Annotated in this window: 13 protein-coding genes and 1 pseudogene; 1 reads left to right on the plus strand and 13 read right to left on the minus strand. The window is 49.3% G+C overall.

What is annotated here, in order from left to right; all coding sequences use genetic code 11:
- Positions 1 to 17 precede the first annotated feature (17 nt).
- The 10 genes from VIM72_RS13325 to VIM72_RS13370 form a co-directional block, all read right to left on the minus strand.
- Positions 18 to 1,043, minus strand: coding sequence for a hypothetical protein (locus VIM72_RS13325; RefSeq protein WP_332003322.1), 1,026 nt, complete (start codon positions 1,041 to 1,043; stop codon positions 18 to 20).
- 160 nt (positions 1,044 to 1,203) lie between these two features.
- On the minus strand, positions 1,204 to 3,459 hold the full coding sequence (locus tag VIM72_RS13330; RefSeq protein WP_332003323.1) for a GH92 family glycosyl hydrolase: 2,256 nt from the start codon (positions 3,457 to 3,459) through the stop codon (positions 1,204 to 1,206).
- A 118-nt stretch (positions 3,460 to 3,577) separates the two neighbouring features.
- Positions 3,578 to 5,107: a RagB/SusD family nutrient uptake outer membrane protein gene (locus VIM72_RS13335; RefSeq protein WP_332003324.1), complete on the minus strand. Its 1,530-nt coding sequence runs from the start codon at positions 5,105 to 5,107 to the stop codon at positions 3,578 to 3,580.
- 39 nt (positions 5,108 to 5,146) lie between these two features.
- Positions 5,147 to 8,137, minus strand: coding sequence for a TonB-dependent receptor (locus VIM72_RS13340; RefSeq protein WP_332003325.1), 2,991 nt, complete (start codon positions 8,135 to 8,137; stop codon positions 5,147 to 5,149).
- 136 nt (positions 8,138 to 8,273) lie between these two features.
- On the minus strand, positions 8,274 to 10,073 hold the full coding sequence (locus VIM72_RS13345) for a carbamoyltransferase (RefSeq protein ID WP_332003326.1): 1,800 nt from the start codon (positions 10,071 to 10,073) through the stop codon (positions 8,274 to 8,276).
- A gap of 3 nt (positions 10,074 to 10,076) precedes the next feature.
- On the minus strand, positions 10,077 to 10,226 hold the full coding sequence (locus VIM72_RS13350; RefSeq protein WP_185937295.1) for a DUF5989 family protein: 150 nt from the start codon (positions 10,224 to 10,226) through the stop codon (positions 10,077 to 10,079).
- A gap of 21 nt (positions 10,227 to 10,247) precedes the next feature.
- Entirely contained in the window at positions 10,248 to 10,637 is a 390-nt protein-coding gene (locus VIM72_RS13355; RefSeq protein WP_332003327.1) for an SxtJ family membrane protein, read from the minus strand.
- 2 nt (positions 10,638 to 10,639) lie between these two features.
- Positions 10,640 to 12,694: a hypothetical protein gene (locus VIM72_RS13360; RefSeq protein ID WP_332003328.1), complete on the minus strand. Its 2,055-nt coding sequence runs from the start codon at positions 12,692 to 12,694 to the stop codon at positions 10,640 to 10,642.
- A 566-nt stretch (positions 12,695 to 13,260) separates the two neighbouring features.
- Entirely contained in the window at positions 13,261 to 15,834 is a 2,574-nt protein-coding gene (locus VIM72_RS13365; RefSeq protein ID WP_332003329.1) for a hypothetical protein, read from the minus strand.
- Between the two features lie 164 nt (positions 15,835 to 15,998).
- On the minus strand, positions 15,999 to 16,286 hold the full coding sequence (locus VIM72_RS13370; protein ID WP_332003330.1) for a hypothetical protein: 288 nt from the start codon (positions 16,284 to 16,286) through the stop codon (positions 15,999 to 16,001).
- A gap of 221 nt (positions 16,287 to 16,507) precedes the next feature.
- Here VIM72_RS13370 and VIM72_RS13375 point away from each other — a divergent pair, with 221 nt between their 5' ends.
- Positions 16,508 to 19,246 carry a PQQ-dependent sugar dehydrogenase gene (locus VIM72_RS13375; RefSeq protein ID WP_332003331.1) on the plus strand — a complete coding sequence of 913 codons (2,739 nt, stop codon included), beginning with the start codon at positions 16,508 to 16,510 and terminating at the stop codon, positions 19,244 to 19,246.
- Here VIM72_RS13375 and VIM72_RS13380 read toward each other — a convergent pair.
- The 3 genes and pseudogenes from VIM72_RS13380 to VIM72_RS13390 all read right to left on the minus strand — a co-directional run.
- Positions 19,210 to 20,319: a glycoside hydrolase family 99-like domain-containing protein gene (locus tag VIM72_RS13380; RefSeq protein ID WP_332003332.1), complete on the minus strand. Its 1,110-nt coding sequence runs from the start codon at positions 20,317 to 20,319 to the stop codon at positions 19,210 to 19,212. The genes VIM72_RS13375 and VIM72_RS13380 overlap by 37 nt on opposite strands.
- 11 nt (positions 20,320 to 20,330) lie before the next feature.
- The gene (locus VIM72_RS13385) at positions 20,331 to 22,112 is read right to left on the minus strand and encodes a SusD/RagB family nutrient-binding outer membrane lipoprotein (protein ID WP_332003333.1); all 1,782 of its coding nucleotides are present in this window, start codon (positions 22,110 to 22,112) and stop codon (positions 20,331 to 20,333) included.
- Positions 22,113 to 22,121: 9 nt separating this feature from the next.
- Positions 22,122 to 22,790: pseudogene (locus VIM72_RS13390) on the minus strand (hypothetical protein); the annotation flags it as partial.

The raw sequence follows: 22,790 nt of genomic DNA on the forward strand, positions 1-22,790 counted from the left end.
ATTGTTATAAAAAGAAGTTACTTCTTCGCTAACTCTGTCTGGTAGCCATCAGGGCTGCTGATCAATACCCTGGTGGGTGTAAATTCGAGTATATGATATACGATCACTTCAAAATTATCGCCGTTCACCTGGCCATCTTCATCATAGATCAATGTCAGTTCTTTTCTTGCCGCGTTATAAGACCAGCCACCACGGAACTTGTCGTCATAATTGGTAACAACATATTTCAAATTGGCGCATCCCGATTCTATCTCATCCAGGTAACTGTACGTTTCTTTGGACTCCCATGTAAGTACCCCATTGGCATTAAAAGTGCCTTCATCGCTCAGCACATTGGAAATATTGGTAGCGTATGGTGTACCATCTTGTGAGTAAACCAGTTTACCGTTTATGCATTTCAGCGGGGTCCAGGAAGTATCAGCGCCAATAGCCATGGTCCATTCCGGCTCACCGGCATCTTTGTAGCGGTAGGTTTGCCAGTTGCCCACGAAGCCTGCCCCATCAGCACCTCCGGCGGGAGGCAGCACTGCGATAAGTTCTTTGATCACATTACTTACCACGTTGGAAGAATCATACACGGCATACTCAATTTTAAAAGTATCCAGCTTCGCATCTTCAGGCAACTTAATAACAATAACGGAGTCTTCCCCATCTTGCCGCAGCAGGCTGTGGGTGGCATGCGCCGCTTTCCTGCCGCCATCTCTGGCCTGGGAAAAATCTACTTTAAAGTAGCTCTCCGCACCGGTTACTTTCAGGTAGTAGCCTTTAAATTTACCGCTGCTAAGCTCGGGCGTAATAACGGCATAACGGCCGTTTACGGCTACCGTAACACGGTTATTATTGGCAACATTCAGCACAGGCGCTCCGGTCGCCCCGGTACCAACAGGCATAGCCCCCTTAACGGAAACACCGTATTGCACTTTTAAAGCTGACGACAAAACAGTGGGATTCGTGTAATCAACAGGAGGCTCTTCTTTTTTATCATCTTTGCTACACGCAAAGAAAGAGACGGCTACAAAGGATAACAGTAATAATCTTTTCATAGGTAACTGGTTTTAACAAAAATCAGTCGCAAAAATATATAATTAAATCACAATGTATTAATAAATATAATGCTTGATAAAATAAAAAGACCGTCCCTGTAAAGAGACGATCTTTTTGTCTTCATCATTGTTACCGGCTCACTAAACCGGTAAACTTCTTTCACTGTACACCCCAGCTCTTATTGGGCTTAGGGCCCATGAACAGTTCCAGCGTTCCGCCATCAGTTAACTGCTGATGCGTAAACGTAGGCTTGTTCAGCGGCTTGCCATTGAACTTCGCCTGTTGGATATATTTATTTACCACGGAGCTGTTATGCGCTATTACGGTAAACTGTTTTTTATTAGGTAAAGTGATGCTTACATTTTCAAATACCGGGCTGCCGATGCTGTATTCCGGAATACCCGGTGTTACCGGGTAAAAGCCCATAGAGGAAAATACAACGAAGGCCGACATACCGCCACCGTCTTCATCGCCGGGAATACCAAAAATATTATCCTTGAACCAGGCGTCCAGCAGGAAGCGGATACGCTGCTGCGTTTTCCAGGGAGCGCCGGTGTAGTTGTACAGGTAAGGAATATGGAAGCTGGGTTCATTGCCCATGGAGTATTGTCCTACGAGGCCGGTGGCATCCGGGAACTTGCTCCAGAAAGCGTAGCGCGACATATCCAGCGGTTCGCGGAACAACTGATCCAGTCTTTTTTCAAAGGCATCCTTCCCTCCCATCAGGCCAATGAGGCCGGGGATATCCTGCTGCACCTGCCAGAGATAGGTCCAGCCGTTATTTTCATCATAATACTCACGGCCGCCAAGGCCGCCGTCATATTTTACATTGATATCGATCCATTCCCCGTTGCCATCTTTTGGCAGGAAGAATTGTTTGTCTGCGTTCCAGAGATTTTTATAGTTTTTTGCCCTGGGTGCAAACAAACGCTGATCATCTTTCTTATTAAGATCACCGGCCAGTTCTGCCACTGCCCAGTCGTCGTAAGCGCCGCCTAAAGTAACCGCCACGGCCTGTCTTTTTTCAAAAGAATGCACCATTGGCTCGGTTTCTTTCTCGCCCGGGCGTAACGCCGGGAAATAACCTTTGTTATGATACACCTCATCGAGCGCTGTTTTCGGGCCATTGCGCCAGGGAAGCATAGTGGCCTCGGTGGCGTTTTTGCGCATACCTTCATAGGCTTTTTCAATATCGAAGTTCTTTAGTCCTTTGCGATGCGCATCCAGCATTACTACTGAGGAATGAAACCCGTTCATACACGCATGATCGCCAAACAGCACGGGGAAAGTAGGCATCCAGCCGCTCTGCTCATACATATGCACAAACGACTGCAGCATGTCTTCTTCCTTTGCCGGGTTAAGGATCATTCTCAGCGGGTGCAAAGCCAGGTAGGTATCCCAGGTCCAGTCATCCACATAAAAAGGACGCTTATCTTTATGAATCTGTTTATCATAGCCGCTGTAGTATTGCCCGTCTTCAGTGATATCTACCGCCCGTTCATAACAACGGTACAACGCAGTATAGAAGGAACGCTGCTGGGCATTCGTACCTCCTTTTACCTTCACCTGGTTCATCACATCGGCCCAGGCTTTTTTACCATTGGCGGCTACATCGTCGAAATCTTTTTTACTGATCTCTTCTTCATAATTTTTCTTTGCCTGTTCAGGACTGATATAGCTGATGGCATATTTAAAAGTAACTTCCTTTGCAGCGGCAGGGAAACTGATAAATGCTTTCAGCGCTTTACCAGCAATATTTTTATTGTAGCTTAATTGTCCCTGTTCTACTACGCCGGGTTTACCAGCTTCGCTGAAAACGCCGTAGAGATATACTTTTACATAGCCATTATAGGTTTCCATTCCCGTGATCACATTGCCAGGCAGGAAACTGTAGGCCGCTTCCCCATCGTTGTAAGTGCCGAACAATAACGATTTTTCTTTGCCAACCGGGAAACGGAAACGGTAGTAACCAGCTTTTTTCCCGGCGGTAAATTCTACGTTTACTTCATCCTCCAGTAGCCAGGTGGAGTAATACCAGGGGCGGTTGGTTTCCAGGTTATGATCATAGGGCATGCGGGTTTGCCAGTCGCTTTGCGATAAAGCGCCCACAGCCGGCTTCAGGGAAAACACCTGTCCCAGCCGGTGCGACACTATGTTCAATGGAAAGTCGGAGATCTGGTCGTCCATAAAATCTTTCCGCTGTGGCGTAAACCGGATCATCTGGTTAGGCAACTGCACGGTAGGACGGGTGGGCTCCAGCAGCTGACCTACGTTTCCGATGGTTGGGTCAATCAGGTCGATGGGTTGCTTTGTTCCCGGGATAGTATCATACACCGCAGCATATGTGCGGGCGGATAAGCATACAAAAGGCGTCAGCATCAGGAGGCTGCGCAGCTTCCAGTTTGTTTTTTTCATTCACTAAAATTTATGCGCTGGGAGAATTCTTCATTGCCACAGAAACGAATTAACGAAATAGTTTAATCATGCACAAGGCATGATTAAACTATTTACAGGTCAAATCAAAAAGTACTTGTCAGTAGCTTGGGTTTTGTGTCCATCCCGGGCTCAGGTTCAGATCGCGGAACGGGATCGGCGCAATGTACTTAGGTCCGGGATTGGCTACTGCTGCAGGATTCAGCGGCAGGTCCTTGAACTCATTCGGATCGCGACGGGCAATTACCTGTGGTAATAATTGCAGGCGGACAATATCGAACCAGCGTTGTCCGAACTCACCGGCAAACTCATATTTACGTTCTGCCACAACGGAGTCGCGGAAGGCAGGAGCGGTCAGCCCTTTCTTAATATCCGGCAAACCTGCACGGCGTCTTACCCTGTTCAATGCCTGGTAAGCCTCATCGGAAACGCTATTGGCAGCCATCGCAGAAGCTTCGGCATAAATGAGCAGCGTTTCTGCAAAACGCACCACATCGGTTGTTTTATTGGTACTGGCGTTAAAGCTGATTACTTTGGTGGGCGTTTCAACAATACCATCACCAACGCCATAGCGGAACTTATTGTAGTAAGGATGCTTGGTTGCGGTTCTCGGATCATCCCAGCTTACCACACCATACTTGTTGCTCTTGATCTGCGTATGGAAAGTTTCATCCGTGCGCTTGCACACCGGCGCATCCTTGAAGTAGTTGATCTCAGGGAAGAAGTCGTCCCATCCGCCTTCATCATCCGGGATACAGGTAGCGCCAAAGGAACGGTTAGGTAATTGTCCGCCTACATTGTATTCCAGGCAGAACACAGATTCAATGTTGTTGTTGGTTTTGAATACATCCAGGTAATCCGGCACCAGGTCAAATTTATTGGCGTCTATCACCGCTTTTGCTTCTGTTGCGGCCAGGCTGTAGTTGGAGGTTTGGTTCACCGGCCAGCCGGCCATGGTCAGGTATACGTTGGCCAGTACAGCCCTGGCAGCGAGCGCACCGGGCCGGCCTACGTTTACGCCGGCAGGCCATTTATCCGGCAACATAGAGGCAGCTGCTTTCAGATCGCTGATGATCTGCTCGTATACTTTAGCGGGCTCCTGTCGTACAGGTACGGTGGTAATCTCCGCCGGGCCGGTAACGATCGGCAATGCACCAAATGTTCTTACCAGGTAGAAATAGCAGATCCCTCTCAGGAAGTAGGCCTGTCCGCCTGCATAGGTGCGCGCCTGGATAGCGTCGGGAGTAGTAGCGGTTACCTTTTCAAAATTGGTGATCACGTTATTCGCCTGGTAAATGGTGTTCCATGGCCCTTCCCATCCGGCGCGTAAACTGGAATTGGTGGAAGTGCCCTGGAGCCGGTCGAATTCACGCGAATCAGCTTTATTGGATGCAGGGTGAGTAGTAAGATCATCAGATCCGAAATAAGCGGTCAGTTTGCTGGTAAAACCCCAGGCCCCATCTACTGCCAGCGCCCTGAAAGCAGAAGTAACTGCACCATCCAGTTCTGTCTGGGTATTAAAGTAATTGCCCGGTGTAAGTGTTGCTTTTGGATCTTCCTTGAGCTTCACACAGGATGATGCGCCGATCATGGCTGCAATAGCTAAGGGAAGGAAATATTTTTTGTTCATAATAGTAGTTTTTAGAAAAACAGCATCCTTTTCTTTTAATTATAAGCCAAGTCTTACACCAATCGTATAGGTTTTAGGGTTAGGCACAGTACCTGTTTCCAAACCTTGTGTAATCGCATTGGTTGCATTGGTTACTTCCGGGTCATAGCCAGGAAAATTGGTGATGGTCCAGATATTCTGTGCACTGATATAAACATCCAGGCTGCGTGCGTGAATCCTGCTCAGCAGGCTTGCAGGAACCGCATAGGTCAGCGAGATATTTTTCAGCTTGATGTAGCTGGCATCGTATACATAGCGGCTGCTCTTGATCTCATTCTGGTTGCCATAAGTGGGTACATCCGTTTGTTTTTCAGGCGTCCACATATCCAGGATAGTGGCGCTGGTAGCGTCGCGGGCATCTCCGAGCCCACCCATGATATAAGGCTGGCTGAAAGAGAACATCTGGTTGCCGTGTGTGCCCTGGAACATCAGGTTGAGGCTCCAGTTTTTGTAAGAGAAATCATTGATGAAACCGAAATAATATTTGGGCATGCCATTACCAATAGTGGTGAGGTCGCCACCGGAAAGTTTTTTATCTCCATCCAGGTCGGCATACTTCGTATCGCCTGGCTTCTTGCCATATAAAGCGGCTTCGTCTTTTTCATTACTTTTCCAGGTGCCCAGGTACCTGTAACCATAGAAGGTACCCAAGGGCTCCCCTACTTTAATAATAGATACACCCTGTTGTGCGGAACCGATACCATTTACGATGATGTTATCCTGGCCGCCGAGGTCCAGTACTTCATTCCTGTTAAAGGAGATATTGAAGTTGCTGGTCCATTTGAAATCCTTACCCACCACCGGCGTACCACCAATGCTGAATTCAAGACCGGTGTTTCTCACACTGCCGATATTGCGCTGGAAGCTTCCGCCACCGTAATAGAAAGGGTTGTCGGTGGCATACAGCAGGTCGGTCACTTTCTTATTATAAGCATCTGCAGTGAAAGTTAAGCGGCCGCGCCATAGTTCCATATCCACTCCCACATCATAGGTAGTGTTCTTTTCCCAACGCAGGGAGCTGGACACCGGTGTGCCCAGCGGCGTATTTACGCTTGGCGTGCTGCCATCAAAGTAATAAGGCAATGCGGTTCCGATCTGCGCGATAGAAGAATACGCGGGCACTGCCTGGTTACCTGTTTGCCCGTAACTGGCGCGGAGTTTCAGGCCCGTGATCACTTTGGAATTTGCCATGAAACCTTCTTTGTCTACTGCCCATCCCAATGCTACCGCAGGGAAAGTGGAGTATTTGTCAACCAGGTGGGAAGAGCCGTCGGTACGCACAGATACCGTTAACAGGTATTTATCATTAAACGCATAGTTCACCCTGCCCATGTAGGAAATCAATGCATCCGACCAGTAGCCGCTGCTGGTGGATTGTGTTTTACCTAATCCAAGGTTCCAGTAACCGAGGCTGTAGGTAGACAGCTGGTTAGCCTGCGCAATGGTATTGTTATTGAGTTTGGACGCCTGTTCCACAAGGGCCGTTACCGTGAGCGCATGTTTGCCAAAACGGTTGTTATAGGTCAGGAAGTTGGAGTTCTGCCAGCTCCTGTAACGGGAGTTTTCCACTTTCGCATAGTCGTTGCCGTTATATGCTTCATTTGATCCTGGCGGGAAGAGCGATTGCGTTTGCTGGCTCTGTAATTCATAACTGTTATTGGAGGTAAATGTGAGGTGATCGATGATGCGATACGTGAACACACCGGTAGCAGTTAGGTTGGAAGTTTTTCCATCAACGGAGCGGCTCATCATATTCTGCAGCGGGTTGGTAGCCAGGGATGCAAAATTGGATCTTGCTATATAGTTACCCTGCGCATCTTTTACCGGGCTGGTGGGGTCCCACATGCTGGCTTCCGCAAACGGGTCGGTGATATCGCCGGAGAAATCGGTGTTGTGCGACTGTGGCAGCAAACCTGTGATGTTTACTTTCAGGTCCATTTTGCTGTTCAGTTTCACATCCACGTTTGCTCTCAGGGTATGTCTCGTATAGCCTGAATTTACCAGCAGGCCCGGCTGATCAAGATAGTTATAAGAGAAGTAATACTTCACGTTTTCAGCGCCGCCGGATACGGCTACCTGGTAATTCTGGGCCAATGGCTTTTGTGTTAATTCATCCTGCCAATCGGTACCACCGGGATTATTTTTAAATTTGTCCAGGTCTGCATCTGAAAACGGATGGCCAGTTCCGGCCACATCTCCTTTCTCGTTCACCTGTTGCGCAAACTGGTATGCATTCAACAGTTTCAGTTTCTTTGGCAGGGAGTTCCTGCTTACCCAGCCACTGAAATCTACTCTTGGTTTTCCTGATTTACCACTTTTAGTGGTCACCATTACCACCCCGTTGGAACCGCGGGAACCATAAATGGCGGTGGCGGATGCATCTTTCAGGATCTCCATGCTTTCAATATCGCCGGGAGCAATAGATTCCAGGTTGCCGCCAATATAACCGTCAATGACATATAGCGGATCATTGCCACCGGTGATAGAGCTGGCGCCGCGGATCCTTACGCTGATCCCTTTACCTGGCTGGCCGCTGTTGCTTTGAACAGTAACGCCGGAAGTGGTGCCCTGTAATGCCTGTTCCACCCTTACCAAAGGGCGCTTGGCAATTTCCACAGCTTTCACCGAGCTGGTGGCCCCGGTTACGTCGCTTTTTTTCTGTGTACCATAACCCACTACTACCACGTCGTTCAGCGACCTGGCATCTGTTTTCAATGTAACAGAGAGGTTATCGCCCGTAACCGCCACCTCCTGTGCCATGTAACCGATATAAGAAATAACCAGTACCGGGGAAGTGGTTTCGCCGGTGGCGATCTGGAATTCGCCCTGTGCATTGGTGGGACTTGAAATGTTGGTACCTTTTACCCTTACAGTAGCGCCGGGTAGTGGCTGGCCGGTTTCATCCAGCACTTTACCCTTTGTCAACTGCCTTTGTGCATAGGCCTGTAACAGACCCGATGCGAGGAGCATCAGCAATAGTAATCTTTTCATAACGCGAACGATGTTTCGATTGATAAAGAAAATAATGATTGCAAGTAAGCATCAGCGGCCTAACAGCAGCGCTAATAATGAACTAACAGCGGTATTAATGCTGTATTTTTTAAAAATTTTCTTTTAGAAAGATGTATTAATCCAATTCAAATGATTTAAACAACTCTTTTGGCAGCGCTGGTTGCCGGTGACGGTCAAAAACATAATGACCTATTACGAGATAATCCATTTCCGTTCGCATAAAGGCAAGCCATGCATCTTCGGGCGTATTCACCACCGGCTCTCCTCTTACATTAAATGAAGTGTTGATCAGCACACTGCAGCCTGTTAGTTTTTTAAAACTATTAATAAGCTGATGCAGCTTTGGATGAAGCGTATCATGTACAGTTTGTACCCGTGCGGAATAATCGAGATGTGTAACAGCGGGGATACAGGAACGTTGTTGCGCTTCCTTTAATGTAGTGGTGAATAACATATAAGGAGAAGCACCGGCATCCTTAAAATACAGATGCGCATCTTCCGCCAGTACCGCCGGCGCAAAGGGGCGGAAACTTTCCCGGAATTTTATTTTCCGGTTGAGTTGCTGCTGCATATCTGGCTGCCGCGGATCAGCAAGGATACTGCGGTTGCCTAGTGCGCGTGGACCAAACTCCATCTTGTCCTGGAACCAGCCTACTACTTTGCCATCAGCAAGATGAGTACTTACGGTATGTGTGAGCGTTTCAAAGTCCGGCTCGTGCACCGCTACTGCTGCGTAGCGGGTCAACAGTTTCCGGATGTCCGCGTCGCCATAGGCGGGGCCAAGAAAAGCGCCCTGCATGGCATCATCTCCCGTGGAAAAAATACGCGGCTGTTCCATTCCAATATGATAAGCAGCATAGGCGGCGCCCAATGCGCCGCCGGCATCACCGGCAGCAGGCTGTATCCAGGTATCTTCAAAAATACCCGCGTCCCTTATTTTATTGTTGGCAACACAATTCAATGCCACGCCGCCTGCCATCACCAACTGCCGGCTCCCGGTAATTGCTTTTGCGGTTTGCGCCAGCGCTACTACGATTTCCTCAGTTACCTGCTGAATGGCCAGCGCCAGGTTCATATGCCCCTGCGTGATGGCGGATTCGGGTTCCCGCCTGCACATACCAAACAACGCTTCCCATAACGGCGTAGCCGTCATTTTCAACCCGGTGGCAAATTCAAAATAATCCATGTTCAGCAGGATGGAACCATCGTTTCGTATATCCACCAACGTTGCCGTGATCTTTTCCCTGAACACTATGGTTTGCGGATCATCCGGCAGGCCATAAGGCGAAAGGCCCATGAGTTTATATTCGCCGCTGTTTATTTTAAAGCCCAAAAAATAAGTGAAGGCGGCATATAATAGTCCCGGGGAATGCGGGAAGCGCAGCTCCCTCAGTATTTTAATATCACTGCCATCGCCATAGCAAATGGTGGTGGTGGCCCACTCCCCTACGCCATCTATGGTAAGGATAGCGGCCGATTGAAAAGGCGAGGGATAAAATGCACTGGCAGCATGCGATAAATGGTGCTCCGGGAAATACAATGGTACTTTTACCTTGGCGCCCAATGCGCGGAACTGCTGCCGCAACATCTTCTTCATAAAAATTTTTTCCTTCATCCACACCGGCATGGCAGTAATAAAACTACGCCAGCCCCGCGGCACAAAAGCATGATACGTTTCCAGCAGCCGTTCAAACTTCAGCAAAGGCTTATCATAAAACGCCACCGCGGTAAGCTCATCGAAAGCAATGCCGGCCTCCGACAACACATACTTAATAGCCTGCACAGGGAAAGAAGCATCCTGCTTTATACGGGTAAAACGCTCCTCCTGTGCAGCCGCAATAATGCGACCGTCGATGATCAGCGCTGCGGCGCTGTCGTGATAAAATGCCGATATGCCCAGGATAATTTTTCTCAATGCTTAAAAGATGGCATAAATAAAAGGCGCCAGCGCAGAGGCGCTTGTTAATGCTACCAGCGATGCCAGCAGCAACAACACGATGATCAGCGGAAGCAGCCAGAACTTTTTCCGTGTCTTTAAAAAGTAGAGCAGTTCATGTAAAAATTCCATGACGTGTGAATGTTGGTCGTTTTAAAATGTATGCCGCAGGTCTTCTTTGGTATACAGGTGATTTCGTATATCCATTACTGATGCTTTATCTTTTTTAAACCTGCGCAGTTGCAGGGTGTCTTTGCCTCTCCACTTCCGCCACATCCCCACGGGTATTACCACCAGTATAAAAACAAGGCTAAGCAGTATGCGCACGTTTATTTCTCCCAATACCTTTGCCCCGCCAAACCACAACAGCGCCAGCGGGTACAACAACCGGGGCCCCAGCAATGTGATAAGCAAAATCAGCAGTGCCACGGCCACCAGCCGGAAATCGTGGTAATAAAGCGACGCCGCCAGCAAAGCCACTGCCGCCACCTGTCCAGACTCCCTGCATTGTTGCGGGGTAATATGTTTGATCCCTTTCCACATCGCTATGCTTTTTTCAACTGGCTTTGTATATGGAGCGCATCCCTGTTGCCCGGCGATGCCTGCAAAACTTTCTCTACATATAATTCAGCGCCGTCTTTATTTCCCATGCGGAAATATAACCCGGCAATCTGGTTAAGCACGGCGATATTCGCCGGCTCCCTGGCCGCCACTGTTTGCAGCTCCAGGATCCGCAACAGGCAATCTTTCACCGGCAGCAGGTTTAAGCGCCGTTCGTTATGATCAATGGCATAGTTGAGGTAAGGCAGGGCTTTACCGGCGTTATCCTGTTTCAGGTAAAGCACAAACAGCGTTCTGGCCACATCAAATGTGGGCGACATGGCAAATGCTTTTTTAAAATAGAAGATGGCTTCCGCCGTATTATTCAGTTTACCGTTATAGTTGCCCGCTTCTTCATAATATGCCGCTTCGGTAGGATGCTCCTGCACCCAGGCGGCCACTATGGTAGCAGCGCGCGCAAAATCGCCGTTTTGATTGTAGCTGTGGTACAACTGCTGCAAGGCCGCTTCCCAGGAGGTTTTCCTGAAAGCCACTTCATAGGCCAGTTGTTGTTCTTCGCTTGCAATCAGCGTTGTATCGTGCACGTTAGTGGTATTAAAGGGCCAGCTTCCTTTGAGATGGGCAATTTTATAGGCGGCAGCAAGACTATCAATCACCGTGACAGGCATGGCCTGCAGGAGTTGCGCAAAGCTCATGGCACTGTCGTTGGGCGCTTTGAAAAGGCCCTGCTTCTTCATGGTGTTGTAGAATACATCCGACAACAGCGCGTAGCCGTTCAGGTTAGGATGCACATGCTCCAGGATCAGGTTGTTGCCAATGATATGCCCCGGGCTGGCGGCTTCAAAAGCGGCATTGGCATCTACCAGGTGGGCATTCTTATACTTGCTGCACAGGTCCAGTAACACTTTATTCAATTTGGACGGCGCGCGGAAACGGAGTGCATCGAGGTCGCGGGCTTTATCAAAATACGTTTTGGCAGCGGAGCTGTCGCCTTTTTGCAAAGCCAATACGCCCAAATAGTAGTTACAGCCGGCATGCGCGCTGTAGCTGTTTTCCGCATCGAGGAAATACCGCATCGCAGCGGCGGAATCCCCTTTGGCAATGGCCTGTTCGCCTTGCCGGTAGACGGCGCCAAAGTTGGGGTATGTTGTGCTGTCGGGTGCTATGCTGATAAAAGGGAACAGGTCTTTTTCGGTAGATACAAGGTTGCTGATAAACACCGGTACATTGGCCCCGTTCAGTATACGCAGGGTGTTATCCATATTGGCAGTGAACTGGGCAATGCCTCTTTCATACATGGCGGATCCCAAAGGGATCTGTTGTTCCGCTACCATCATTTCCATACGGGTTTTACCACCGCCCTCCTTACCGGAAAGTTTCAGCGGGGGCACTTTTTGGAGCGCGTTGGCCATGAGCTGTGTAATACGCAGCTCCCGCAGTTGCAGTACCAGGTGCACCAGGAAAGAACTGCCCGCAATTTTGTCCGTACTACCGGTGCCCAGGCAGCCATAATATTCATTGTGACCGGTATAAATAAGCACGGCATCGGGTTGATACGGTAATAACTCTTTTGCAAAACCCTCTACCGTATAGGAATTAACCCCCGTTAGTGAAAGATTAATGATCTCCAGGCGCTGATCCGGGTTGGTATGCATAAGCCGGAATTGCAGCCAGCGGTGAAAGGAGCCGTTGTGAAAATAGGGATACCCGATAGTGGTGGATTCTCCCAGCACAAAAATGCGGAGCGTACCGGGGTCCTTTACTTTCTTAAATAACTCACTATTCCCTTTTGTGGCGATATCTGCATTGGAAAAATATTTCAGGGAAGCCGCAGGATTGAGCTGGTAGTAATCGTGGTTTTGCGGAGACGTAATAAAAAGTTGCAGGCTGTGACCGTAATCAAATAACCGTAGCCCTGCCTCCACACCGCCTATTATCAGAAAAGGGAAAAGAATGCTGATGACCTTGATCACCAGCATTCTTTTTTTTCCTGATAAAGTGGCCTGAGTGCCATAGTCGTGGAATCTTGTCTTATTCATTACAATGCAATTTATCCGGGCAGCCTTAATGGCAGCACTAATAATGCACTAACAAATGAATAAAGTTTTAATTAATCGCCTTCGGCGATTGAAATTGTCTTGGAGCAGGATTACGCTGATTATACTGATTAGATGGATTTTATTTTTTTGGGATTTTTTTTGATTTTGGGAGATGTTAGAACTGCCGGGGTTACTTTTGACAATGCCAGATGGGGATTTCATGGTACTTTCCTCCAGGATACTCCCCGGTTACAGTATGGCTACTCCCTGTTTCCCCCCTATATACGCCGTATCCGGGCCGGATTATAGCCCAATATCAGCCGTACCTTTATAGATAGGGCATATCTACGGGTTAATTTTGAGCTGGTTCCCGGCGGGATATAAATATAACAGGAAGGATCCCACAGTACGCCTTACATCTGTGTCAGTTACCACTTGTTCAAAGTCCAAACGCTGGTAGCCCCAACATCTCCCAAAATCAAAAAAAATCCCAAAAAATAAAATCCATCTAATCAGTATAATCAGCGTAATCCTGCTCCAAGACAAAATCCGCGGCGAACCTCCGCTTATTTATCCCCCGAATAGGCTGTGAACGGGTGCGGGAACTCCTCTCCATACATGTGGAGATACTCCCTCGCGAATTTGTTGAAGGCGGCTTTGGCCAGTGAATGGCGACCAAGTGCCACCAGGCTGCTGCATTTCATGCGGAGCGCTTCTTCGTTTACGGGGTCGAAAAGGAAGATGCTGTCTGCAATTTCAATCAACAGTTCGGGATCTGTATTGAACTGGTGGGCGGCCTCTGTGAGAATATCGAGGGCTACGCCTGAGATTTCGGACTGGATATCTTCCAGCCAGGAATAGTTGGTATCAGGTAGGAAAGAGCCGCGGTGAAGGATCTTCAGCAGATCGAGGACGGGTTGTTTTTGCAGGGGACGGGGCGAGTGCAGCAGTTGCTGGAACCCGGCCAGGTCCATGTCAATATCGTCTGCAGCATATTGAAGGCTCCAGCGGTCCGCTTCCTTTACAAAGGCGCAGGCGCCCAGCTTATCAAGTATGGCTTTCAGCTTCACCATGTTCACGGAGCGGTTGTTCTGCGCTTCCTTGCTGGACTTATCCCGCCAGAGAGTGGCATAGAGCCGGTCCGATGAAATGCCTTTTCCTGAACGGATAGTATTGATGGCAATAAGCAGGAACAGTTCCTTTAACAGTGGGGTAAAGAATTTGGTGATGTCCTGCCCTTCCTTGTCCAGCACCTCGAACGGGCCAAAGAAATAGATACGGCCTTTTTTCTCCGCGATGATCTCTTCCGGTAAGGTTTCGTCCGTTGCAGTTTCAGGGATCACCACGGGCAGCGGAGCCAATGGCGCCGGGGAAGTAACCGGTGCGGCGGCCGGAGGAGCAGCAGATGTTGCAGCAACCGGCTGTGGCGCTGCTTTTTTACGGCGGCGGAACAGGAATACCATAATCCCGGCCAGTGGGACCAGCAGCAATAAATACCATGCGGAGATCCCTTTCAGCCCGGCCTTTTCCGCAGGCAGGGCATCAGGCGGGAATTCCAGCGTGTATACTTTTACGGTAGTGATATTGTCTTTCGAAGTATAGAGCGTTACGGCGACCAGTTTTTTACTGTTGCGGCAGTAATAAAGATCGGCGAACGACTTGATATCATGAAAAGAATAAGGGATAGCATCCGCCAGGGGCTTTAACCCCGGCGCTTTCAGGGAGCCTTCCACCAGTTGAAGGGTGGTATTGAATTTATCATCGGGGAAGATGAGGGCGTAATAATGCCGGGTAGCCGGGTCTATGACCAGGCTGTTGGCGAAGCAGAACTGTGCGGGAGGTTCTTCCAGTTGCAGCACTTTATGAAAAGAGTGATCCTTTACATAAAAGGCCATCAGGTCGTAATAGTGACGGGGATTTACCACCTGGTTGCCGCTGTTGCTGCCATAGCCGCCGAGAATATAAGCGGTATCGCCGTTTTCCGTAGTGCCGGTGGCGGCCAGGTACCGGGGAGTAAGCCTTTCGCCGGTAACGGGAACGGAGTCCCATTTGCCCGTGCCGAAATGATAGCGCTGCACCGTATTCTTATATTGCATTTGCCCGTATCCGCAGAGGATATAAAGCGAGGAGTCGGACCGGGAGATAAATTTATTGGCCTGCCAGTAAACAGTGAGCAGATCAGGCGTATAGCGGGTATCCCATTTGCGGTTAAGCGAATCGTAGGAACCTGCTTTTTTCTGATCTATATAAAAATTGAAGAGTTTATGTAAGAAGGGATTGAACACCGACTGGTTCCCCGGCATCAGGCTATCCAGCCGTTCGGAGAGGCGGATGCCCTGCTCCTGTTCATTCTTAAAAGAGATACTATATAAGGAATCGGAAGATACAATATAGAGCACTTCCTGCTCCCGGTCGAATGCCACACTGGGGGTACCGCTGATTTCCCAGCTCCGGAGCAGGCTCCAGTTGCGGTGCCGGGGCCCAATCCAGCTGGCATTCCGGATCACAGCGGTTTTACCTTCCTGCAGATCCGTGGCCGTATTGCCTTCATTTTCGGAGAGTGGCCAGTTGTACCTGGTATGACCGCCCTCTTTCACCACTATATTACGGAGGTTCATAGGCGGAATGTCTACCGTTTGAAACCCTTCGTAAGTATTGGTACCAAAGAAGACCCGTGTACATACGGGGTTGCCCAGTTTTGCCGGGCCTTTGGCAACAAATTTATTGTTAACTGAGATGGCAGCCTCGTTATGCTCAGGGTCGAACCGGATAGCAATATGCGTCCATCCGCCAAAAAGAGCGATAGAATCGATGGTGAATGCCCTGGAAAAACTTTCCCCGATGAGGAAGTTAAAGCTACGTTCCCGCTGGTTATATACCAGGTCAATATTCTGGTTATTGGCAGCAATGATCCTTAATACGTAGCCGAAGTAAGTTTCTTTATAGGGAAGTAAGTTGAGATCGAATGATATTTCTGCGCTTTTTTTGAAACACAGGGGGCCTGATGAAGTTAAATTCAGCGTTGTTCTCCTTTCCTGCACCACTTCATGACTAGAAAAGCGTAATCCGTAGGACTGAGCATAACCAGCATTTGTAAACAGATGAACAGATAAAAATAGTAAAAGGATAAATTTCCACATACTCCGCTAAAAAACTAAATAACTGTTTGTTTAATACTTATCGATCTGACGCCACGTGGAATATACAAATAATAAACAAATTAGTGCTTTTTTATAGCCTAATAATCAATGACAAATGTAAATTATACACCCTAAGTTGGTCGCTCGCAGATACCTGTTGCCCGCTATTGTAAAAACTGGTTCACCAGCAATTCCCATTCTTCTTCCCGGGTACCGGAAGGCCTGGTGGTTCCCGCCCTGCGATACCAGTAGTCGGCGTTTGCCTGGTCGCCCTCTACCCTGTGCAGGTAAGCATGTACCCTCGCGGCATCCGGTCCCGGCAGATCATCTACCAGGTCGTGCGCCTTTTTCCAGTTGCCTTTCCCTTCATACCAGAGGGAATCAAGGTATACCGACATATTTTTGGGTGGATGCGCTTCCTGTAAGGATTGTTTAAATTCGTTCAGATCCATCTTTAAAATTTACCAGCCTGAGTAATGTGGGCCTCAAATATACGGAAGCGGCACAAAAAATGCCAACCCTTCCTTTCTTTCTGATACTAAATTCGCTGTTGGGGAGATGATATAAATTTGAAATGCCTGTCCGATATTGTTTCCTTTCATCCTTTTTCAGGAAAAAAGATACAATATTCTATTATTTTGTGACCCGCTAATCAAATCTATAATCATATTACATGAGTGGACAGTTCAAGTTATGCACACGGATATTGCCGGCCCTTATTATTGTCGGATCGACACTAATCATGCAGGGATGCGGTAATCAGCCAACAAAGAGCAAATCAACCAAGGCCCCGGAAGACAACCGTTTTACCAAAACCATTCTTTCCAACGACCTGAACGAACCAATGGAACTGGCTGTTGCCGGTAATGGAAGCGTATATTTTATTGAACGCAGCGGTAAATTGTATCACTACGATCCTGCTACCCAGGCTACCAAAGTCGTATATACGTTCCCGGTACTCCCCGACACCAAGGAAGGATTTGGCAACGGGCTGCTGGGGGTAACGCTGGATCCCGGTTTTGAAAAAAATCATTACATCTATTTTTATTATACACCCAATAAATTGCCGGCGGCACAACAGGTATCCCGTTTTACCATGGAAGGTAAAGACTCCCTCCTCTTGTCTTCCGAGAAAGTACTGCTGACCATTCCGCTGGAACTGGAAGTGAGCGCGCATACAGGAGGTTCGCTCGACTGGGACCGCGATGGCAACCTCTTTATTTCTACCGGCGATAACACAGTGCCATTTGCCTCCAACGGTTATGCGCCACTGGACACTATTCCCGGCCGCATTACCTTTGATGCGGAACGCTCCGCCGGTAATACCAACGACCTGCGCGGGAAAGTGCTGCGCATCCACCCCGAAGTGGATGGCAGCTACACGGTTCCTGCAGGCAACCTGTTCCCCAAAGGCACTGCGGGCACACGCCCTGAAATATACGCCATGGGTTGCCGCAACCCCTACCGTATGTCGGTAGACACAGCCACGGGTATTGTATATTGGGGCGAAGTAGGCCCGGATGCAGGGCAAGACAGCGACCAGGGGCCACGCGGCTACGATGAGATCAACCAGGCCAAAAAGCCGGGCAACTTCGGCTGGCCCTTCGTTGTAGGCGATAATAAGGTTTATCCTCAATACGATTTCGCCACCAAAACCATTGGCGCCCCTTTCAAAGCAGAAGCCCCGGTAAATAATTCCCCGCACAACACCGGCCTGAAAGTATTGCCGCCGGCGCAAAAAGCCATGATCTGGTATCCGTACGATTCTTCCTCCGTATTCCCGCAACTGGGCAATGGCGGCCGCTGCGCTATGGCCGGACCTGTATATCATTACAATAAGGCTACCGTTAGCCCAACCGGTTTACCCGAATGGTACGATAACGCCCTGTTCATTTACGACTGGATGCGTAACTGGGTGTTTGCCGTGCGGCTCGACAGCCAGTACAACTTTAAATCGATGGAGCCCTTCATGAAAACAAACGGCGATTTCAGGCGCCCGGTAGACATGGCCATCGGCAAAGGCGGCGACCTCTATATCCTGGAGTATGGCTCCGTATATGGTATTGACAATGACGACGCGCGATTGGTACGCATCTCCTATAATGGCGGCAACCGCGCCCCGGTAGCGGCTATCACCACTATAGACACTGCAGGCGCCGCGCCCATGAAAGTGAATTTCAGCAGCAAAGAAAGCTACGACTTCGATGAAGGACAAACACTGAAATACGAATGGAACTTTGGCGATGCCACCGCCGCTGTTACCGATCCCTCTCCGGTGCATACCTATGAAAAGAATGGCGTATACCACGCCATCCTGAAAATAACGGACCCTGAAGGCGCCAGCAGTACAGATACCGTCACTATTCGTGTAGGCAACACCGTACCGGTGGTAAAGATCACGACTACTGATAACAGCACTTTCTATTTTGATAACAGTCCACTGCATTACGCAGTAACAGTTACCGATAATGAAGATCCTGCTATCAATAACGAGCAGCTCATGATTGGCCTGCATTACATTCCACGCAGTAAATCGAAAGCGGAAAAAGGGCATCAGCTGATTACCACGGTGCCTGCGCATCCCGGTAAGGTGCTGATGGAAGGCAGCGATTGCAAGGCCTGTCACCAGCTGGATAAGGCTTCTGTTGGCCCGGCCTTTACACAGGTAGCCAAACGCTATGAGAAAGACCCCAAAGCCCCTGCTTATCTTGCCAACAAGATCATTAAAGGTGGCGGCGGCGTTTGGGGCGAACATTCCATGGCAGCCCACCCGCAGTTGTCTGTAGATGATGCCGGGCAAATTGTAAAATACATCCTCTCCCTGGCTACACAACAGGCAGCCGGCAGTCTGCCTGCCTCCGGCGCAGTGGCCTTAAAAGATCACCTGGGCAAAGAAAAGTATGGCAACTATGTACTGGCAGCCACTTATACAGATGGCGGCGGTAACGCATCTCCGTTAAGCGGCAATGCACTGTTGCTGCTCCGCTCCCTCCGTGTGCAGGCAGAAGATGCAGACTCGGTTCAAAACATCAGCCGTTCATCAGAGTTCCTGGGATCTATCCATAACAAATCGTTCTTTGTATTCAGGAACATCGATCTGAAAGGCATCCACAAAGTAACATACCGCTATTCATCGCTCGACAAAGACGCGATCCTGGAAATCCATACCGGCAGCGTATCCGGCCCTGTGATCAGTAAACTGGCCTACAAAGCCACCGGTAACTGGAATAAATTCATAGAAGTAACGGTGCCTGTACAGGACCCCGGCGGAAAAAACGACCTTTACTTTGTGTTCAGCAAAGCGCAGCAACCTGACCAGCACCTGTTCACGCTGGATTGGCTGGAGTTTAATCCTGAGTCAGACAATCTCCGCGGTTATTGCTTGAATTGTTTTCTTACAATATTGAGATAACGTTCCCCGTAGCTTTCGGCCGGTTCAAGCTGCATATCTTCTGTCCAGTTATTCCAGCCGTCTATCATGATCAGCCGTGTTTTATTGCTGGCATTCATTTTAGCCACATTGCACAGCTTTATGAACAGCGCGCCGCTGTCGGTACGCGGGTATTCCGGGTTGGTACTGGTAGGTGTGTTGATCTTCCAGCTGTAAGCCGGCGTGATGTTAGGTACATAGTCGGCCCCGAAATTCTTTTCGAAATAATCCTTTGAGTATTTCCAGTTCTGGTCTATGGTCTGCGGCAGCAGGTACCAGCGGTCCCAGTTGTTGATCTGCGAGCTGAGCGACTGGTGATAAATAGCATCTACACAGCCTTTGAAGCGGATCTCATAACGGGCCGGCGGCGTCCAGCGGTCCTGCATACCTACTATGTAAGGCTCTACGCCCAGCGTTTTCAGCTGGCTTCTCAGCGTATCATAAATAGCTTTGTTGCTATCGGAAAACAGCGTTTGTGCGTTCTGGATATACAACAGCGGTTTGTTGCCCACCTTCATGTAATGCGCATCTTTCATGTATGGCACAATGCGGCGGAAATCGTTGAAGAATTGCGCCAGTTTCAGCTTATCCTTTTCAATAGGATTAGTGGCACTGAGGCCGCCGTAGGTACCGGTGCTGAAATTGTACGACATGGCAAATTTCATCCGGCCTTCCCCGTCGGCGTCAATGAACCCGCGGATCAGCGTGGAATCCGACCGGTAGTTATTCGCATCCCTGTTGGGAGAACGGAAGGAGAACACGAAATAATCCAATCCTGCTTTTACGCCATAGGCAATATGTTTGGGCATAATGCCGGCAGTGAGCACGCCATTGGGCATACCATATTTTCCTACTACCGGCACTTCTTTGATGTTGGCGTTCCAGCCACCAAAAGAAGTATAGAAAGCGCCCACTACATAGTTCTCTGTTACCGGCACTTCCGGTATTTCGTAGTTCAGGATATTATCATCCACAGAAGGACCGCTGAGGTCTTTTTTACAGGCATTGAGCAACAGGAAAGCGGCTGCTGCCAGGAGTATATTCACACGTTTCATGATGTCAGTTTTTAAGGATGATAAGTCTGGGTGATCGTATATCTGAACCCATCTCTTGTTGCAGCGGCAGCCAGTTCCTGTATGGTAGCGCCATACCATTTCTGGATAAAGCGGTAATCATAAGCGGCCGGCTCATTGTTCCAGTCGGGCACCGTGTAAGGTTTTGCAAAATGAAGCGGCTGGTAAATGTCGTAGTCGTCGGTACGGCTTACGCCCAGTTCCTTTAATGCACTTTCGTAGCCCACCGGGTTCAGGTTCACCACGGAAACGGGGTACGACATTCTTCCCGGCACATCCGAATAGGTTGGGTTGGCAGAGTAAGAAGAGTTACCACCGGGGTTGGTGTGCGGGGGCAGGCGGAACACGCGTGTTCTGCGCTCCAGGCACCAGCAGTCAAAACCTCCGTCGGGGAAATAATTCAGCCAGCGCTGTACCCAGATCTTTGTAAGCGGGTCTGCAGCGATATCCGCGTTGGTAAGGCTCAGGTAATTATTAAATCCTGTGCCGGTGGTATTCCATTTAATACCATCTCGGCCTTTGTACTCATCGCGCAGGGCAGTGCCGATATTCCAGTAAGCGAAGTTGGCATCGATGCCGGCATAGTAATATTGCTCTGCGCTCAAACTTCCGCCCAGTCCCATTTGCGCAGCTTCCGCCTTGAGGAACAGTGCTTCTGCATAAGAGAGCATGATGATGGGGCGGCCTACCTGGTAGATGATAGGATTAGCGTTGGAATAACTGTTGATGTTGGAGCCGCCTACCAGGTCCGGCTGCCCCGCAAGGGCGGTCCATCCCGCCAGCTTGGTGCCTGCTTTCGGCTGACCAAGATAAGGGATAGGATAAGTCACCACTCTGAGTGAATCATCTGCCGTGCTGGTCAGCGTGTCTGTTAAAATGAGGCGGTTGGCCGTAGGTACCGTGTCGTAATACACGCTGAGGCGCGGATCTTTGTAGGACCTGAACACGGTGAACAGGAACTCGCTCATTTTTGGCGCCTGCCCTGTTGCGCCGGGTGCGTATGGAAAGTATTGGTTGGACTTGATGTACTTAATGAAATATGGATTCTCATTATTATTCACGTTTTCAAAACTCATCTTCGCCGTTTCCGCTTCCGTGCTGATAGTAGCAGATTCGTTGGCCATTACTTCCGTGATGTGCTGCCGCGCTACGGCGCCCATATTCTTTTGCGTGCGGATCGCAATTTTCAGCCGCATGGTATTGGCAAATTTGATCCAGTTTTGCAGGTTACCGTTATATACTGCATCGTATTTGAGCTTATCGCCGTTCAACTGGATTTTTGACGCCGCGTCTTTTAATGTAGAAAGCACAAAGCTGTAAACGGTATCTTCATTTTCAAACAGGATGGTCGACAGGTACTCCGGGTTATTGGCCTGGTACAATGGCACAGCGCCGAAGTTGCCCGCGAGAATGGAGTAAGCGTATGCCTGCAGGATACGGGCCACCTGTACGCGGTTGTTATACAGTGAATCAGCGCCATAGTTTACCACCACCTGGTTAAGGTTACCAAGTACGCCCTGGTAAAATGTTTGCCACAGGCCGGCATCCGTTACATCGTACCGGTTTGCCTGCTGGCAAAGCAGGTGGCCCAGGTCCCAGTATTTAGTGGTGTTATAGTCCGCCATACGGGCGTTCATATTTTTTACCGCCGCCAGGATACTTGCTTCCGGCGCGGCTTCGCTGAACTGTGTGGGATCCGTGTTCAGGCGCTCAAAATCCCTTGTACAGCTCCAGCACAGGATCGTTAATAAAGAAAGAATATATACTGCTTTCATGATACACATTTAAAAAGTTACTTTCAGGTCAAATCCATAAATAGAAAAAGGGAAAGATCCGCCTGACTCAATCCCCTGCGCATTACCGGTGGTATTGGCGGCTTCCGGATCAATGCCCTGCGGCGTATGTTTGAAAAGCGTCCACAGGTTGCGGCCTACAAATGCCAGGCGGGCAGATCTCACCGGTGTTGTGCGCAGGATCTTCGCCGGCAGGGCATATCCGAAGATCAGCTCACTCAGCCGGATATTGGATGCGTTGAAAGTGATAGCGGGTGTATTATTCAATACCATGTCTGAATTGTAGGTAGTGGGATTCATCCAGATACCGCTTTTCTTACCGGGGATCATACGGCCATCTTTATCGAGGATGTTTTTACCGGAAGCATCCACCAGCGGGAAGTAAGCTTCCTGGTAACGGGCGCCTTTGGGCCTGTCGGCATCGCTGTACGCGGTATTGCCTTTGCTGTTCGCCTGGCCAACGCCCATTCTTTCCTGGTCGTTTTCCCCCAGGATCACATTACTCAGCAGGAACTCATCGCGCCCATACAGGCTGGCAATAGTGTTACCGGCAAAGTTGGCGCGGCCATAGGAGGCAGAGTAAATAACGCCGCCCCATTTCACGGTGAAGAGCACCGACAAATCGAAGGGGCCGTATTTAAAGGCGGAACCCAGTGACCC

It is taken from the genome of Chitinophaga sp. (genome assembly GCF_036569185.1).
In the GTDB taxonomy this organism is placed as follows: domain Bacteria; phylum Bacteroidota; class Bacteroidia; order Chitinophagales; family Chitinophagaceae; genus Chitinophaga.